A 16165-nucleotide genomic window follows, 5' to 3' on the forward strand; every position below is an offset into this window, starting at 1 on the left:
TAACTGTTATAGGTTTTATCTAAAATTATATAATATGTACTTAACCCAAGCTTTCCAATAATATGGTTTATAAATAATAATTTTTTTAATACTAGATAAAGCCTCTGACTTTAGCCCTAATTTACTTGCCCTATAGGCATTTATTTCTAAGTACTCAATATATTTCTTCTTTTTAGTCCTTAAGATATTTTCATGTTTAGTAAGAATTCTTTTAGTCCCTAAAAAGACTGCTTTATCATTAGATCTAATCCGTGCACCTCCATGTACATTAATCTGCATTAGTACATGAGGAATTATATTTCCCTGTAGATTATTTTCTCCCATGTACTTAATTATTCTGAATCCTAATTCAGTATGCTGATCAGAATGTAGTTGAATATCATATCCTCCTATTTGTTCAAAGACTATTTTTTTAATGAAGAAAGCAGCTGCAATAAACATGGCTGTTGTACCCCGTTTACAATGCCATACTTTTTGTGGTAATTCACGGTTAATCTCTTTGTCTTTAATAACATCCTTAGTAGATACTCCACAGCTTACTAGACAAATATTTGGATTTGAGAATCCACTGATCATCAACTCCATCCAATTATCAGCAAGTTCATCATCGCTGTCATAAAATGTTACCACTTCCCCAGTTGCATGCTTTACTCCATAATTTCTCGAATCAGCTGCACCTGTTTTCCCTTTCTTCAGGTAAGTTATCCGATTATCGCTATCAATATACTTGCGAATTACCCATTCAGTATCATCGGTAGATCCATCGTCAACAATAATAAGCTCCCAATCCTTATAACTTTGCTTTATAACATCCTTGACAGCTTTCTCAATCAAAGTGCTCCTGTTAAAAGTCGGTATAATGACGCTAACCTTCATAAAAGTTTATTAAAAACACCTCAGCTAATAGAAGCTTATAAGGCGTATTAGCTTTAACTTAATAATTACAATTTGTATAATATTAAAGCAGAATCTACGAACACAGAAATCTAGCTTGCTGCTCTTTAATTACCTTAAATTTCTCTATGAAAAGAGGAGACACCTCTTTCTCATCTATTTCTGGTATAATAAGTTTAGATTTCTCGCTAAGCATCTTTGAGAAATAAAAGTTAACTGATGAAAAAGGAGAAACGACTTGGTAAGGAATACTGCGACCCTTTAGTAAATATAACTCAATGGGATAATTAAGATTTATAATATCAAAGCCGAACCCCTCGAAAGCTTTCTTTTTGAGTTGAGAATTTTCTCCCCCATGTAGAAAATATTTTATTTTATATAAGTTGATATATGGTTCAACTGCATTCCTAATCAAACTTGTGTAGTATTTATGAGAGACATAAGCAAGTTCTGCAAGTGGTGTACCAATTATCCAAATTTCTTCATTCTTGTTAAGAACCAACAGATGTTTCTTGAAGTAAGAATAAGTATTTTCTAGCCAAGTGTCTATTTCATTGACTTTACCCATGGCTGTAAAAAAAGTAAGTTGACTTCTAAATCTTTCATCATAATTAAATAAGAGCTTTAACCTAGAAGATAAGCTAATTGGTTTGTTCCTATATAAATCTACCACAAGAGTAGTGGTACCTTCATCTAAAACAATAAGTTGGCCACCTATCCTATTGGAGACTGCCCTATATAATGATGTGAAGTAATTACCTATAAAAATCCTATATTCATTATTACCTTTGTATTTAGATTTATGATTTTTGATTAGCTGAATGAAAGCATTAAACTGTTTTATTTTTCCAATCCAACTACCATCTGTCTCTATTACTTCCCATTTTATATCAGGTCTTTCATGCAACAACTGTATTGCCTTGCTTTTTCTTAATTCTTCAGTTTTACCAATTTGAGATTTAAACAGGAACTGACAGTCTTTATCTTCAATGCTAAAGTGATGAATTGCCTCAAAAGCGTTTAAAATTTGGATAGGGTTAAGATTAAGCAAGAAGGTACTCATACAGGAGGTTCATATTATTATTTTATAGAAATATCTGAGGCATTATGCTAATTACTCCCTTAGGACATAAGAATTGAAGCTAATTTCCAATCAACTTCGTCATCAATGTCAATAGAATCTCTCTTTTCCATTAAATATTTCTTTTTCTTTAAGTCAGAAATCCCTCTAGATTGAAGTTTTTTAATGTTAATAATATAGATTGCGCCATTTATTTGATAAATCTTTGGGCAGTCTTGCCTCCTACTATAGTTGCCACTAATTGCTTTTTGTAAAACTCCAGTTGGGCCTTCCTCAAAAAGAACATAATATGGATTAGAGTCTGTTTCTTTTACAGATACAATCATCTCGGTTTCTTCCTTAAGAAGCTGCAAAGCTTCAATAAGATGTTGTCCAGTTCTCAATGGTGAAGTAGGTTGTAGTAAAGCAACGAAATCATAATATTGCCCGTTGCTCTCATAAAATTTAATTGCATGCTTTAATACTTGCTCAGATGTTGCATAATCTGTTGCTAATTCAGCAGGCCTAACAAATGGTATCTTTAATCCATACTGCTCTACAGTCTCAATTATTTTTTTATCATCTGTAGATACACATATGTTTATATCATCACTAACCTCTCTAGCTGCATCTATAGTATAATATATCAATGGCTTCCCATTCAATGGCCTTATATTTTTGCCAGGTAAGCCTTTAGAACCTCCTCTTGCAGGAATTACGTACAGGACCTTCATTTAGAATTTAATATGATGTATATCTGCCTGCGCTTTTTTAAAGTCTTCATGTTTCCCTATGTCTAACCAGTAACCTCTTAATGGATACGAATTTACTTTATGCCCTTTTTCAATTAGTACCTCCATTAAATCGGTTGCATTGAAGAAAGAGTTATTCGGTATGTATTGAAGAATTTCCTTCTTTACAAGATATATTCCTCCATTAGAATAATATGTGTAAGTTGGCTTTTCCTTAAAACTTTTGATTATATTATTTTCCGTCTCTAGTACAGCATAAGGTACATCAACTGTGTATGGTATTGTGACGACAGAAAGTGCTGCATCATTTTTTATAAAGTCTAAGAAAAAGTCTTCATAATCAAGATTTGTCAATAAATCAGAGTTTGAAATTAATATGTAATCGTGTTGGAAATCTTGAATTTTACTTAATGCTCCTAATGTTCCTAAAGGCTTATCTTCCCACACATATTTTACATTTATGTGTTTTGAGCTTCCATCGTGGAAATAATCTTGGAGTTGCTTACCTAAATATCGGACTGTTATCCATATATCATCAATTCCAAAATTTCTGAGTCTATCAATGTTATGTTCGATGATAGGCTTATTACCAATTTTCAGCAATGGTTTTGGAGTAGAATCTGTTAGAGGACGCAAACGCTCACCTCTTCCTCCTGCCATCAATACACCGTCAACTGGCAAGTATGATTTAAGGAATCTAAAGTTGACTACGTTCACTATTTTCCCTTCTTTACATAAAACAGGGATTATTTTATAGTCATAATTTCTATAACTTATTACTTCATCGATGGTATAAGTTCCCCTTTGTAAAAACTTTGGATTGAGCTGAATAAAGTTATCTACTGTATCATCAAGTGTAAGCCCCTTTAAAAACCCCCTCCTTACATCTCCATCTGTTAAAGAACCAATCAACTTATCTTTTTCATCTACAACGAAAAGAATTGCATCTGCTGCGAGTTCATTCAGTTGAGCAAGCGCGATTTTGATGGGAGATTTTGTCTCAATAATATGTTTTCTAAAGCTTATCACTGTCAAATTCTTTTAGAATAGAAATAATAGTTTGAGCTGCTCCTTTCTTGAAATAAGGATTTCCACCTTTATATTCTCTGAGAGTACTTATGTTTTTCAGAGTATTTATTATGCTTTGTGAATCAAAAGGAACATGAAAAACGTTACCACCAGCAACTCTTCCTTTTTGCCTATCTCCTATATTGATTACGTACTTTTTAAAAGAAGCAGCCTCAATAATTCCACTTGAAGTATTTCCTAATAATATTTTAGAATAAAACATACAAGTGAAATAACTCTGTGTTCCGAAGTTCTCTATCAAGTGCAATTTTTCATATAGTTCGGATTTAAGTTTATAGAATCCTGCACGAAAAATATTACCATTTGTATCAGCATTTGGCATAGTTATTACCACCTGATACTCTTTTGCTATAAAACGTAACGCATCTAAAATTTCTGTTAGATGTCGTTCGTTCATTTCAGGAGCAACAGTTTCTGGATGAACAGTTACTAAAACTGTAGGTATATTTAAATTAATATTCCATTTGTCTTCAAACTCATCTTTAGAAAGTAGTTGGGTATTCGTTAAGTTATCTAAACTTAATGCTCCTGTCACATAAATATTTGCATTGTCACCTTTTATCTCTGCAACTCTTGAAGCAAATACTTCCTGAGAAACAAAATGTAGAGTTGAAGAAAGAGTTATTGCATGACGGTAAATATTATCTATAGCTCCTAAAGTAGTTTCTCCACCATGTATGTGAGCAAACTTGATATGATAAGGTATACCTGCCGAGACTGCCCCAAACATCTCAAATCTATCACCTAGACAAAATACAAGATCAAATTCATTAGTATGCTGTTCCCAAAAATCAGCAAACTTTAACGAAGTTAGCGCACATGCTGTAGACACAGCATTTTTATCATCATTTAGGAGCAGAGATCTTACTTTGTAATCTACTCCAAAGCCATCTGCAATTATAGTATCAACCGTACTTCCGTGAAACGGAGATAAGTGGGTACCAAAGGCAATAATTTTTAGATCAAATTTAGTATCTTCTTGTAGGGCTTTCAGGAGTGGCTTATAGATACCATAGTCAGCTCGCGAGCTGGTCAATACCCCAATACGCATTACTGAAGATGTTTCCATTCTAATTTCATACCTGCTTCAAGGTCAGTATCTACTTTCCTACCAATGACTTTAGGTAAATCCATTGGAGATACCCCATCACCAGGCCTTTTCATTTCTAAGTTTGAAGCTTCTAATACTTGACCAGAAAAAACGGGCTGTTTGATATGAATACTTTTGCGGGCTACCTCTTTATTCAATAATTCAGATTTAGTTGGTTCTTTACGCCCATGCCCATTAAGAGCCTTCTCAATATTTCTAATCCCAGAAACCATCTCTTTCAGTTCTTTGGGTTCTAAGGATGCCTTATGATCTGGGCCTGGCAAATTTCGGTCTAGCGTAAAGTGCTTTTCAATAACTTTTGCTCCAAGTGCAACAGCAGCAATGGGGACTTCTATGCCTAAAGTATGATCCGAATATCCAATGTTTGTTTTAAATGCCTGTTGTATAGTTAGCATAGCATTTAAATTTACATCTTCATACTTTGTTGGATAGTCGGTATTACAATGCAATATTGTTATATCTTCTAACTTTGCTCCTCCTATTCTCAGTACACTTAATGCAGCTTCAATTTCACCTAAGGATGCCATTCCTGTAGAGAGAATAATAGGTTTTCCCTTAGAACCAATATGTTTTAGATATAAATAATTTGTTAATTCTCCAGATGGAATTTTAAAAAGGTCTATACCAAGGTTTTCTAGGAAATCTATGCTTTCTTCATCAAAGCCTGTTGACAAAAATTTGACTTTTTTTTGATTCGCATATTTCAGCAGTACTTCATGCATCTCTTCTGAAAGCTCCACTTTTTTCAGCATTGTGTACTGAGAAGCTTCGTTAATATTGCCTATATTCTTTTTTTGGTACTCTGCCTGTTTAGCTGATTTGCTTACAAGTTTTTCAGCTTTAAAAGTTTGAAATTTAACATAATCCACTCCAGCTTCAGCTGCAACATCTATAAGCTGTTTTGCTAATGTTATATCACCATTATGGTTAACACCAGCTTCTGCTATAATGATAGTTTTATTCATTTCTTATATTTTTGGCTGGGTTTCCTACCCATACTAGGTTATCTGCAATATCCTTTAAAACAACAGCTCCTGCTCCGACTATTGCATTTCTGCCAATAGATACCCCCTGCTTCACCACAGCATTTGCCCCTATAAAACTTCCTTCGCCTACCCGCACATTTCCTGCAAGCACAGCACCTGGAGCTATATGCGTATAATTACCAACCTCACATTCGTGTTCAACAACCGCACCTGTATTAATTATAACCCCTTGACCAACATTAGCCATTGCATTTACCATAGCACCGGCAGCTACAAAAGTGCCACAATTGATGATAGCAAATTTTGAAACTATACTTCTTGGGTGAATTACTGAGATACTGGTATATCCCTTTCCTGTAAGTAGTTCTGTCAGCCTTCTTCTTATTAAGTTATTTCCTATTGCAACGAAGAAAGCCTCCTCCAGCACACTAAGTTTATCTAGTGAAAATTGGTCCTGTTCATTTCCCAAATAATTTAACTTGAATGGATTTGAGCTTGCTTTATTCTGATCAAAATAACCAATAATCTGACCTCCTATCTCTAATATGGCATCTGCAACTACATAAGCATGACCCGAATATCCAAACAGCGCAATACCTTTCATATTTAAATTCTTACGCTACTTGGAATATTTACCAGTCTCTCTTCCACCCATTTACTTACAGTAAGGTCACCATGTGGTAATGTGCTAAACATAGGTAACTTATGCATAAGCGTCCAAGCTGGTCGGCTCATAATACCACTGCTATTAGCCTCTTTCAAGAAAGTATCGCGTTCTTCCTTATCATTTAACAAGAGGGTATTTAGCCAATAGTTCGCTCTTGTATTCAAGCTTTCTGTCACAAATTCAACGCCTTCTATCTCTTGAAAGAATGCCTTATATTGAGCAGCTAACTCACGCTTATTTTCGACGAAAGCTTCTAGTTGCTCCAGTTGAGCACAAGCTAAGGCTGCATTTAGGTTAGGCATTCGGTAATTATACCCAATATGATCATGGTTAAACTCCCATGCATGAGGCACCTTTGCTTGGGTTGTGAGATGTTTAGCGAGCTTAGCCAATTCTTCATTATCAGTAATAATTGCCCCACCGCCGCCACATGTGACAGTTTTATTACCATTAAAACTAAAAGTACCAAGCAAGCCCAGAGTACCTGTATGTCTGCCTTTGAAATAACTCCCCAATGATTCAGCAGCATCCTCTATAAGCGGAATGCCCCACTTTTTACAGATGGAAGAAATTCGATCTATTTCGCATGGAAAGCCAAAACTATGCATAGGTACGCAGGCTGCTATGCGATTTCCAGTTTTGTTATTAATGGTGGCTCCCCCCTCTTTTTTACAATGCTCTTGCAGGAAGCCTTCAAGGTTATCAGCAGATAAACCAAGCGTTTTTTTATCGATATCTAAAAAAACTGGTAAAGCTCCAATGTAACTTATAGCATTGGCAGTGGCTATGAATGTCAAATCCTGAGACAAGACTTCATCTCCCTGCTTAACTCCTGCTACTAGTAGTGCCATATGTAAAGCAGCCGTTCCATTTACGGTAGCCACAGCATATTTTGCACCGGTTATCTGCTGCATCATTTCCTCAAACTGGTTAACATAAGCACCTACTGAGGATACAAATGTAGAATTAATGGCGTCAGCTACATACTTCTTCTCATTGCCAATAAACCGCGGCTCATGCAGAGGGATAAAGTCATGATGGGGAAAGAGAGACTTAATGTATTTTATAATATGGCTGTACTTACTTGACTGCCCCATAGAGGTGCTGATGCTTAAATGTTGTAGATATCGGCTTTGTACTGACGCAGGTTCTCTTTATGGCGGAACCATTCAATAGTTTCTGCGAGCCCCTCTTCGAGCGAGTACTTCCTCTCCCAATTCGTATGCTCCTTAATTTTTCCATTAGCTCCATATAGGCGGAATACTTCGCTCTTCTCAGGCCTTAAACGAACCTCATCCTGAATTATTCTAGCCTCTGGGTTAATCTGGTTAATTATGCTTTGAGCCAGATCTCCAACTGATATTTCTGATTCAGTAGCAATATTGCAGTCCTCTCCAATTAGACTATCGGCTTTCGCAATCTCTACAAAACCATTGGCAGTATCTTTAACAAAGAGCAGATCCCTAGTTGGAATCAGGTCTCCTAGCTTGATCTCAGTTTTACCTTGTAGAAGTTGCGTGATAATAGTAGGAATAACAGCTCTTGCAGATTGACGAGGGCCATAAGTATTAAAAGGCCGCACAATGGTAAGCGGCAGGTTGAAGCTCCTATAGAAAGACTCTGCTATACAATCAGCTCCTATTTTAGAGGCAGAGTAGGGAGATTGAGGCTGACGCGGGTGCTTCTCATCTATTGGGATGTATTGCGCTGTACCATAGACCTCAGAGGTAGAAGTAACTAGCACTCTTTCAACACCTAATTCTTTAGCTGCTTGAACAATGTTGAGCGTTCCCTTCACATTAGTATCAATATAGCTATCCGGAGAGTGGTAGCTAAAAGGGATTGCTATAAGTGCTGCTAGGTGAAACACTACTTCAACATCCTTCATAGCTGTTCGCACTCCATTAGGGTCGCGTATATCACCTGAGAAAATCTCTATTTGAGAAAGTTTGTCCTTTGGAAAATTATCCAGCCAGCCCCAGCTGTTAAAAGAATTGTAATATACAAATGCCTTTACTTGGCATCCTTCTTCTATAAGGCGTTCTACTAGATGGCTACCTATAAAACCATCAGCCCCAGTTACCAGAACTGTTTTGTTTCTTAACTCGCTCATTTTATAATAATCAAAGTCACGCTATTTTAATTTTAAATATTGTAGAAAGATCTATACCATGCTACAAATTCACCAATTCCTGTCTTTAAATCAGTCTTTGGCTGATAGTCGAAGTCTTTGATTAACTCGTCTACGTCAGCCCAAGTTGATAACACATCACCAGGTTGCAGTGGTAAGTATTGTCTCTGTGCTTCTATACCAATTGCCTCTTCTAATGCATCAATAAAGGATGTTAGTAAAATAGGGTATGAATTTCCAATATTATATATTTTATAAGGCGCCCTTGCTTCAAGTGTATTCTCTTCATAATCAGATAATAATACTTTAGGTACTGCAGGTTTGTCAAGGATTCTCACTATTCCTTCAACAATATCATCTATATAAGTAAAATCCCTCCTCATTTCACCGTTATTGAATACCTGTATGGGTTTACCTTCAATTATTTGCCTAGTAAATAAAAACAAGGCCATATCTGGTCTGCCCCAAGGCCCATAAACAGTGAAAAAACGAATTCCAGTTGTGGGAATACTGTATAGGTGACTGTATGCGTGAGCCATCAATTCATTCGCTTTCTTAGAGGCAGCGTACAGTGAGATAGGGGTATCTATTTTGTCATTTATTGAAAAGGGAACTTTTGTGTTAGTCCCGTATACAGAACTAGATGACGCATATACGAGATGTTTTACAGGGTAATGTCTGCATGATTCTAATACACTTAGAAAGCCCTGTATATTTGAAGATATATATTCATCAGGTTTCTCTAAAGAATACCTAACACCAGCTTGTGCTGCAAGATTTATAACTGCATCAAAGCTTTCTCTTTTAAATAAAGAAAGCAAGAAATCCTTGTTCGTTAGATCTTCCTTAACAAACCTATAATTACTAAACTTTCTACTCTGTGTTAGCTTTCCCTCTTCAATATCCTCCTTTAAAATACCTACTTCATTTAATCTCCCGTATTTAAGCTCAACTTCATAATAATCGTTGATATTATCTAGTCCAAGAACCTCATCTCCTCTATCTAACAATCTCTTTACCAAGTGAAAACCTATGAACCCAGCGCTACCAGTTACTAATATTTTCATTACCTATATTTTAACTAGATTAATTTTAATAACAATTTCGGTTGACTTAGTATTTCCTTAGTAAAGAGTTTAAGAGAGTTAAGCTTGTTACTGCTCGAATAACTAAAAAAATAACGATTCGCTATAATCTTTAAAGCTCTCTTATCTACATCATTTTTATTCTTAAACCATTCATATGTTTCTTTGAAGAATTGTTGTCTTGACTCAATACTTTTATTTGCTATTCTATTGTCTTCATGCATTCTTCTAACTGCAATTGGTTCATTGAGACTTTCAGGCACTAATCTTCCAGCATAAGCCATACGCAGCCACATATGTGTATCTTGATGTAGCTTGAGCGTTGTACTGAAGAGCCCAATTTTGTCAAACAACTTTTTCCTCACTGTTATTGCATTAGTATGGAAATTGCCTGGAGCAGTCATAAGAAGATTAAATAAAAGATCTTCTGGAGCAACTATTTTACGTAATGCGGTCAGTCTTTCCTTTATTATTTCTTTTTGATATTCACTATAAAAAGCCGTTGCCCCATAAACACCATCTATATCGGAGCTATTCATTAATATCTTTTTACTTGCATGAAACCTGTTCTTTAAATACCAGTCATCTGCATCAAGAAAAGAAATAAATTCATATTTGGCATTGATTATACCTAGATTTCTTGATGCTCCTGCGCCTCTATTTTCACCATTAGGGTGTTGTAATACTTTAACCTTCTTATTTTCCTCTGCTAACTTCAAGCATATTTCTAAAGCATTATCAGGTGACTTATCCTCGATAAGTATTACTTCTCCAACTTCTTCCAAATTAACAGCAGATTCTACTGACTCAACTAAGTAAGCAGCAGCATTATATACAGGTATTATTACAGATACTTTAAACATTCTTCTTTCTGATATCTTCTATTACCTCAGCCCACATAGACACACTCTTAAGTTTTAGCACTTCTGCTCTTGTTTTTAACTTGGCAACTAATATCGTATTCTCTTCAGGGTTTATCAGATATTTAAGTTTTTCCTTTAATAAAGTCTCATCGATATTAATATCAGCTAGTCCGTCGCGAAAATCGTAATCTTCTAGTAACATCTCATATTTGTGGCTCCACCCTGTAGCAACGCATGGAACTCCTTGACTAAGAGCGCTAACTAAACCGTGAAATCGTGAACTAACTATTCCTCTTGATTTACCTATAATACCTTTCACTTTTAAGGGATGACTCTCTTTTATTATTGGCAGACCCACTTGAAGTTTGGTATTTACTTGTAAGGCAATGTCTTCGTCATCTTTTCCTTCGTGTAATAAGAAAAAAGCTTGTAACCCTCCTTTCTGTACTATTTCTATACTCTTTCTGAGAAATTCGAAATAGTTTTCTCTATCGCCCACAGCTTTTCCTTCTACCATCTTAAAGTTCGGTATTATAGCAACTTGGCCATCCAAACTTTTATATTTTTCATCATGTATTGCATCTACTAGATTTGTAAAGTCTGGCGCCAATCGTATATTCTTCGCAGATGGTTTTATCTCAGATATAAACTTTTTAGAAATATGGTCCCTAGCTATTACAAGATCAGCATTATCTAAAATAACCCGCATCTTCTTACTCAGTGCATGATCCGAAAAAGGACCTAAAGCCTGTGGTAAAACATATATCTTTTTGCCTGCACTTTTCCATTTCGTAATATGATCTGCTAATCTTACACCAGCTTTTTTTGCACCCCACTTATCTCCAAAGGCAAATCCAGAACCATCCATAATGACATCCACATCTTTCTCTAGAACTTTTCCTAGTCTTTGTCTTAATACCTTGGGCATCATATAGAGAAGAAGTGCTTGTTTGCGCCCTTTAGCTTTTCTCATAATATTTAACTCTCTGAGTTTGTCTTCAGGTGCTCGCGAGCTAATTTCCATGGCAAACTCGGCTTCAGGTAAATCTTTCCTTAATTTCGAAAGAATTGAATAAAGCATAAGTTCGGCGCCTTTGTTTACAAACTCAACGCCTCTTAATTCTATTATCATATTGTTAATTATATTGCCTTATTTGATCTAATGGCCGTTTCTCAGAAAATGCAACCATACCTTCCGGATCAGGATAACCCAACCCAATACACATAATTGGACGCTGATGCTTCTTAAGGTTAAGAAGTTTTTCCATCTCAATTTCTTTAGTTTCAATATCAGGCCAGTTAATTGGGCAGCTACCTAGACCTAACGTCTCTAAAGCTAGCATAAATGACATGCAGGCAAGAGAGGCATCAATATAAATAATATGGCGATCACGCTCGTCGAAATAAGCATCTAAATTCCCTACCACTACAATCATTACAGGAATTGATTGCCCATAACCTTTGGTGCCCATAGGTATCTTTACAACCCTCTTTACAAGTTCTGGGTCATCGAAGATTCTAAATTCAAAAGGTTGCCTGTTACAGGCACTAGGAGACTGATTAGCTGCAAGGATTGCTTTATCAATTAATTCCCTTGGTACTCTCTCATCTAAAAACCAGCGTACAGACCTACGATACTTAGTTAGCTTAAAAAATGATTCAAAGTCAATACTAACTTTGTTCATCGTATTTCGGTAATACGGAATTGACTTGACTTCTGTGGATGTGCAAAAATTAGTGTGAGCTCCATTAATTATTTTTTCAAACCTTTTGTGATTATGCTTGATTAGTTCATCTTCTCCAGATGTACCAAAATACTCGGACAGCACATCATAGAACCACTTTATCTGCGAATTACTCTTATCTTTCTTAGAAACACTCCATACCCCTTCAAAAGAATCAATTGTCTCTGTAATATATTCTTTCCCAAACACTGCCCTTCTCGGTTTCATTAGTAGTCCTTTTTCTATCCGATGGGTATTTCTTACAAGGAGATAATAATTAGCTTTGGTTTCCTTAGCTTCCTTAATATGTTTGACTCTTCCTGCTAATACTGCTTGATGCTCCCGTGAGAATTTAGAATTCAAAATATAATATAGATTAGAGAGTAACCTAGACTTGTAGCATAATCTAGGTAAATAGTCTTCAATAGCCCTTACTTTGTAGGCTTGAATTCGTCTTATCAATTTTTTTATCATTTATTTAACTTGAGTAAACCTACACTTTTTACTTGTGCTATTAATTCATCTCCCATCATTAACCACGTTACCAGTACATAGACGACAAATTGGATCATAGCGCATATTATAAAATTGATTCCATAGCTGTTCAACAAATATACCACAATGAAAGAAGTTAAAGATGCTATTAATGGGACTTTAAGTTCTTGAAATAATTCAATAAAACTTAAACCTAGTAACTTTTTCAAGAAATATTGAGCTATAAATACACTAATAATTTTATTAAAAAGAATCGCGTATGCAGCACCAACAACGCCATACCAATAAATTCCCAATGAGATTGATGGCACATAAAGTAGCAATGTTTTAAAAAGTTGAATACGCATTTCTAATCCTGGTTTCCCTAGTCCTCTTATTAATGAAGTATTACTATTAACCATCATGTGTACCATGACTGATAGTGACAGAATTCTTAAAGGCTCTATTGTATCTACCCACTTTTCACCAAAGAAAGATAAAATAAATGGCTCCCCTAATACAAAAAGTGAAACCATTATGGGATAAATAATGAGACTATTATATTTTACAACATTTAGATAATATCTCTTTAAAGAGACAGGGTCATTTTGCTTCTGCCCATAAACTGGATACATCACCTGATTCATCAAGCTCATCAATTGGCTTCTGAAGGTATCCGTCAAAACAAATGCAAGGGTGTAAGAACCGAGAGCAGAAGCACTCATAAGTTTACCTATTAAAAGGTAATCAATCTTAGATGTTAGGTTATTAAATACATTTGTTCCAGTTGTATATACCCCAAAACCAAAAATTTCATAGAAAGCTTGTTTATCCCATATCATTTTGGGTTTCCAACCTGTAGCTCTGAAATACATAGGCATAGCAACTAAAAAGGAGGCAACTGAACTGAAGACTAATGACCATACTCCAGCCCCATAAAATGCTAAACCCAAAGATATAGTACCCGAAAATAATTTAGATGCATTACCAATAAAAGCAAGCTTTTTGAAGTTCATTGCCTTTGTTAATTGAGCCTTATGCACAATGTTTATTGGGCTAGACAATACACCCAAGCTTAGTACAGGAATAATTTGTTTAAGCATTGGTTCCTTGTAAAATCCAGCTGCTAATGGCGAAACCACAAAAACTATAATTAAATAAAGAGCTGAAGACCAAATAACTCCCGTCCAAAAAGTTGTTTGAAAGTGCTCCTCACGCAAATCCTCTTCTTTACGTTGCACTAGTGCGGCACCCATCCCCAATTCATTGAATACTTGTACAAAGCTCGTAAATACTGCTGCCATTCCAACCAAACCAAATTGTTCAGGAAATAAAAGCTTTGCCAATACTAGTTTGATTATAAAATCAAACCCTCTATTTATTATAAGTTGTACAGCATTCCAGAAAACGCCATTTACTACTTTACCCTTAAGGGTTTTAGTATTCATCCTTTAAAAAAATATAATGAGGTTATTCCACCCCAAATTTTAATTACTATTGTGACCTATTTTAGCCTCTACTATTTCTAACTACCATTCTCCACTCTCAGTAATCCCCCATAGCTGCGGTATTACTGAAGTTCAAGCAACATGCCTTGTTCTAGTACAATATGGAGTTTAGCTTCCTTCGAGATTGAATAGTTTCATTTACCTAGAAAACATATCATCCCATTGCTATATATACCTACTTGTAATTTTTATAAAGTAACGGTAAGCTGCCCCTTATGCTATTATTCTTAGCGTTCTATTTCTTTTGAATAAACGCTTCCCAAACCAACCATTGCCTTGGGAACCTCAACAATTATAGATACATAATCCACGATGCAAGTTAGTGCTATTTCAATCTTTCTTAAAATAAAGTCATGCTTTAAAGATACAAATATGAAGAGTCATATCTGGCGAAGAAAAGCTTAATGTTCAAATCATAGCTTTATATACTCATCATAAACAGCAATTAGAACTGTAAATTGAAATTGCAGTTCTATAATGTTGCAATATGAGTTTCGCCAAATACTTAGATTCTGTCTGGACTGTATCAGTTTGAGCAAATATAGTTAGCAATTATCAACGCTAATACTAATTCCTCACCGCAATCATCAGCCCCAACTCCTTGTACCGCATTCCAAACCGCTTGGCGATATGAGCGTTAGTAAGGCTGCCTTTGTAGATGTAGACGCCGCTGCGGTAGTGCTCGTTCATGAATAGCACCTCGTTGATGCCGCCATACTTGGAGAACTCCGTAAAGATAGGTGTAAAAATATTAGAAAGCGCCTGGGAGGCTGTGCGTGGTACCCGGGACGGTATGTTGGGTACGCAGTAGTGGATGATGTCGTACTTGCGGTAGACTGGACGCGAGTGGGTGGTCATCTCCGAGGTTTCGAAGCAGCCGCCCTGGTCGATGCAGACGTCGATGATGATGGAGCCAGGATTCATCTGGGCCACCACGCTCTCCTCCACCACGCAAGTAATTTGCCCCTCGTCGGCTACAAAGGCACCAATCACCACATCGGCTTGTTTGATTTCCTGGTACATGATGGCCTTATCAAGCGTAGAGGTGAAGATCTGTGCCCCCACATTGTGCTTCAGGCGGCGGAGTTTGTAGATGTGATTGTCGAATACCCGTACTTCGGCGCCTAAACCCAAGGCGGCGCGGGCGGCAAACTCAGCTACGGAACCAGCCCCTAGTATAACCACCTTGGTAGGGGCCACCCCCGTAATACCCCCAAGGATAATCCCTTTTCCCTCGCTGCTGCTACTCAGGTACTCGGCCGCCACCATCATCACGGTACTGCCAGCAATCTCGCTCATGGCACGTACCACAGGCTTGGAGTCAGACTTATCGCGGATCAGCTCAAAGGAAATAGCATTAATCTTCTTCCTTAGCAGCGCATTGATGTAATCGGAGGTCAGGTTGCCGAAGTGCAGGGCTGATATCAGTGTTTGCCCGGGTCGGAGGTATTCAATTTCGTCGTAGGTCGGGGGAGCAATCTTCAGGATGATATCGGCCTGGTATACTTCCTCGCAGGAGTAAACAATCTTTGCTCCTGCCTCGGAGTATTCGTTGTCGGAGTACTTGGAAGGGCTACCGGCCCCCGCCTCGATCTGAATGCGGTGTCCCTGGTCTGTGAGCTGCTTCACAGCGTCTGGTGTCAGGCCAATGCGGTTTTCCTGGAAGGAAGTCTCCTTCGGAATGCCAATAAATAAGCTCCTGCGCCGCTCCTCCACCGCCAGCATCGACTCCTTCGGGTACAGAGCCGGACTCGTGGCAAGCTTTCCAAAATCTACGGCGAACTTCTCCGTCATACTTTCATTTAGTTAAGAGTTTAGAGT

The 16165-nt window shown here is 36.8% G+C and carries 15 protein-coding genes; all 15 read right to left on the reverse strand.

Features of this window, described 5'->3' with window-relative positions; all coding sequences use genetic code 11:
- Positions 1 to 15: 15 nt before the first annotated feature.
- The 15 genes from BM040_RS06250 to BM040_RS06320 all read right to left on the reverse strand — a co-directional run bounded on the left by BM040_RS06250 (position 16) and on the right by BM040_RS06320 (position 16138).
- Entirely contained in the window at positions 16 to 876 is an 861-nt protein-coding gene (locus BM040_RS06250; RefSeq protein ID WP_092099655.1) for a glycosyltransferase family 2 protein, read from the reverse strand.
- Positions 877 to 970: 94 nt separating this feature from the next.
- A complete protein-coding gene (locus BM040_RS06255) occupies positions 971 to 1957 on the reverse strand; it encodes a hypothetical protein (protein ID WP_092099656.1) in 987 nt (328 codons plus the stop codon).
- A 59-nt stretch (positions 1958 to 2016) separates the two neighbouring features.
- Positions 2017 to 2688 carry an acylneuraminate cytidylyltransferase family protein gene (locus BM040_RS06260; protein ID WP_092099657.1) on the reverse strand — a complete coding sequence of 224 codons (672 nt, stop codon included), beginning with the start codon at positions 2686 to 2688 and terminating at the stop codon, positions 2017 to 2019.
- On the reverse strand, positions 2689 to 3735 hold the full coding sequence (locus tag BM040_RS06265; RefSeq protein WP_092099658.1) for a nucleotidyltransferase family protein: 1047 nt from the start codon (positions 3733 to 3735) through the stop codon (positions 2689 to 2691).
- Entirely contained in the window at positions 3722 to 4864 is a 1143-nt protein-coding gene (gene neuC, locus BM040_RS06270) for a UDP-N-acetylglucosamine 2-epimerase (RefSeq protein ID WP_217646716.1), read from the reverse strand. Before neuC ends, BM040_RS06265 begins: the two co-directional genes overlap by 14 nt.
- Positions 4846 to 5871 carry an N-acetylneuraminate synthase gene (gene neuB, locus BM040_RS06275; protein WP_092099660.1) on the reverse strand — a complete coding sequence of 342 codons (1026 nt, stop codon included), beginning with the start codon at positions 5869 to 5871 and terminating at the stop codon, positions 4846 to 4848. The genes neuC and neuB overlap by 19 nt, the downstream gene beginning before the upstream one ends.
- Positions 5864 to 6496: an acetyltransferase gene (locus BM040_RS06280; RefSeq protein WP_092099661.1), complete on the reverse strand. Its 633-nt coding sequence runs from the start codon at positions 6494 to 6496 to the stop codon at positions 5864 to 5866. Before BM040_RS06280 ends, neuB begins: the two co-directional genes overlap by 8 nt.
- Before the next feature lie 2 nt (positions 6497 to 6498).
- A complete protein-coding gene (locus tag BM040_RS06285; RefSeq protein ID WP_092099662.1) occupies positions 6499 to 7656 on the reverse strand; it encodes a LegC family aminotransferase in 1158 nt (385 codons plus the stop codon).
- A gap of 14 nt (positions 7657 to 7670) precedes the next feature.
- Complete coding sequence (locus BM040_RS06290) at positions 7671 to 8672, reverse strand: NAD-dependent 4,6-dehydratase LegB (protein ID WP_092099663.1); 1002 nt, start codon at positions 8670 to 8672, stop codon at positions 7671 to 7673.
- A 32-nt stretch (positions 8673 to 8704) separates the two neighbouring features.
- The gene (locus BM040_RS06295) at positions 8705 to 9757 is read right to left on the reverse strand and encodes an NAD-dependent epimerase (RefSeq protein ID WP_092099664.1); all 1053 of its coding nucleotides are present in this window, start codon (positions 9755 to 9757) and stop codon (positions 8705 to 8707) included.
- A gap of 14 nt (positions 9758 to 9771) precedes the next feature.
- Complete coding sequence (locus BM040_RS06300; RefSeq protein WP_092099665.1) at positions 9772 to 10638, reverse strand: glycosyltransferase family 2 protein; 867 nt, start codon at positions 10636 to 10638, stop codon at positions 9772 to 9774.
- Positions 10631 to 11770 carry a polysaccharide pyruvyl transferase family protein gene (locus BM040_RS06305; RefSeq protein ID WP_092099666.1) on the reverse strand — a complete coding sequence of 380 codons (1140 nt, stop codon included), beginning with the start codon at positions 11768 to 11770 and terminating at the stop codon, positions 10631 to 10633. Before BM040_RS06305 ends, BM040_RS06300 begins: the two co-directional genes overlap by 8 nt.
- A gap of 4 nt (positions 11771 to 11774) precedes the next feature.
- Entirely contained in the window at positions 11775 to 12836 is a 1062-nt protein-coding gene (locus tag BM040_RS06310) for a nitroreductase family protein (protein ID WP_092099667.1), read from the reverse strand.
- Positions 12833 to 14284 (reverse strand): lipopolysaccharide biosynthesis protein, encoded by a 1452-nt coding sequence (locus tag BM040_RS06315; protein ID WP_092099668.1) that lies wholly within the window; start codon positions 14282 to 14284, stop codon positions 12833 to 12835. The genes BM040_RS06310 and BM040_RS06315 overlap by 4 nt, the downstream gene beginning before the upstream one ends.
- Positions 14285 to 14911: 627 nt before the next feature.
- The gene (locus BM040_RS06320; RefSeq protein WP_092099669.1) at positions 14912 to 16138 is read right to left on the reverse strand and encodes an alanine dehydrogenase; all 1227 of its coding nucleotides are present in this window, start codon (positions 16136 to 16138) and stop codon (positions 14912 to 14914) included.
- Between the last annotated feature and the right edge of the window lie 27 nt (positions 16139 to 16165).

This window comes from Pontibacter chinhatensis, assembly GCF_900113285.1.
In the GTDB taxonomy this organism is placed as follows: domain Bacteria; phylum Bacteroidota; class Bacteroidia; order Cytophagales; family Hymenobacteraceae; genus Pontibacter; species Pontibacter chinhatensis.

Excerpts from the sequence above, each read along its gene's own strand:
- BM040_RS06285 (WP_092099662.1), bottom strand. The coding sequence starts at position 7,656 with ATGGGGCAGTCAAGTAAGTACAGCCATATTATAAAATACATTAAGTCT.
- BM040_RS06260 (WP_092099657.1), bottom strand. The coding sequence starts at position 2,688 with ATGAAGGTCCTGTACGTAATTCCTGCAAGAGGAGGTTCTAAAGGCTTA.
- neuC (WP_217646716.1), bottom strand. The coding sequence starts at position 4,864 with ATGGAAACATCTTCAGTAATGCGTATTGGGGTATTGACCAGCTCGCGA.
- BM040_RS06280 (WP_092099661.1), bottom strand. The coding sequence starts at position 6,496 with ATGAAAGGTATTGCGCTGTTTGGATATTCGGGTCATGCTTATGTAGTT.
- BM040_RS06320 (WP_092099669.1), bottom strand. The coding sequence starts at position 16,138 with ATGACGGAGAAGTTCGCCGTAGATTTTGGAAAGCTTGCCACGAGTCCG.
- BM040_RS06315 (WP_092099668.1), bottom strand. The coding sequence starts at position 14,284 with ATGAATACTAAAACCCTTAAGGGTAAAGTAGTAAATGGCGTTTTCTGG.
- neuB (WP_092099660.1), bottom strand. The coding sequence starts at position 5,871 with ATGAATAAAACTATCATTATAGCAGAAGCTGGTGTTAACCATAATGGT.
- BM040_RS06255 (WP_092099656.1), bottom strand. The coding sequence starts at position 1,957 with ATGAGTACCTTCTTGCTTAATCTTAACCCTATCCAAATTTTAAACGCT.
- BM040_RS06295 (WP_092099664.1), bottom strand. The coding sequence starts at position 9,757 with ATGAAAATATTAGTAACTGGTAGCGCTGGGTTCATAGGTTTTCACTTG.
- BM040_RS06310 (WP_092099667.1), bottom strand. The coding sequence starts at position 12,836 with ATGATAAAAAAATTGATAAGACGAATTCAAGCCTACAAAGTAAGGGCT.
- BM040_RS06290 (WP_092099663.1), bottom strand. The coding sequence starts at position 8,672 with ATGAGCGAGTTAAGAAACAAAACAGTTCTGGTAACTGGGGCTGATGGT.
- BM040_RS06300 (WP_092099665.1), bottom strand. The coding sequence starts at position 10,638 with ATGTTTAAAGTATCTGTAATAATACCTGTATATAATGCTGCTGCTTAC.
- BM040_RS06250 (WP_092099655.1), bottom strand. The coding sequence starts at position 876 with ATGAAGGTTAGCGTCATTATACCGACTTTTAACAGGAGCACTTTGATT.
- BM040_RS06305 (WP_092099666.1), bottom strand. The coding sequence starts at position 11,770 with ATGATAATAGAATTAAGAGGCGTTGAGTTTGTAAACAAAGGCGCCGAA.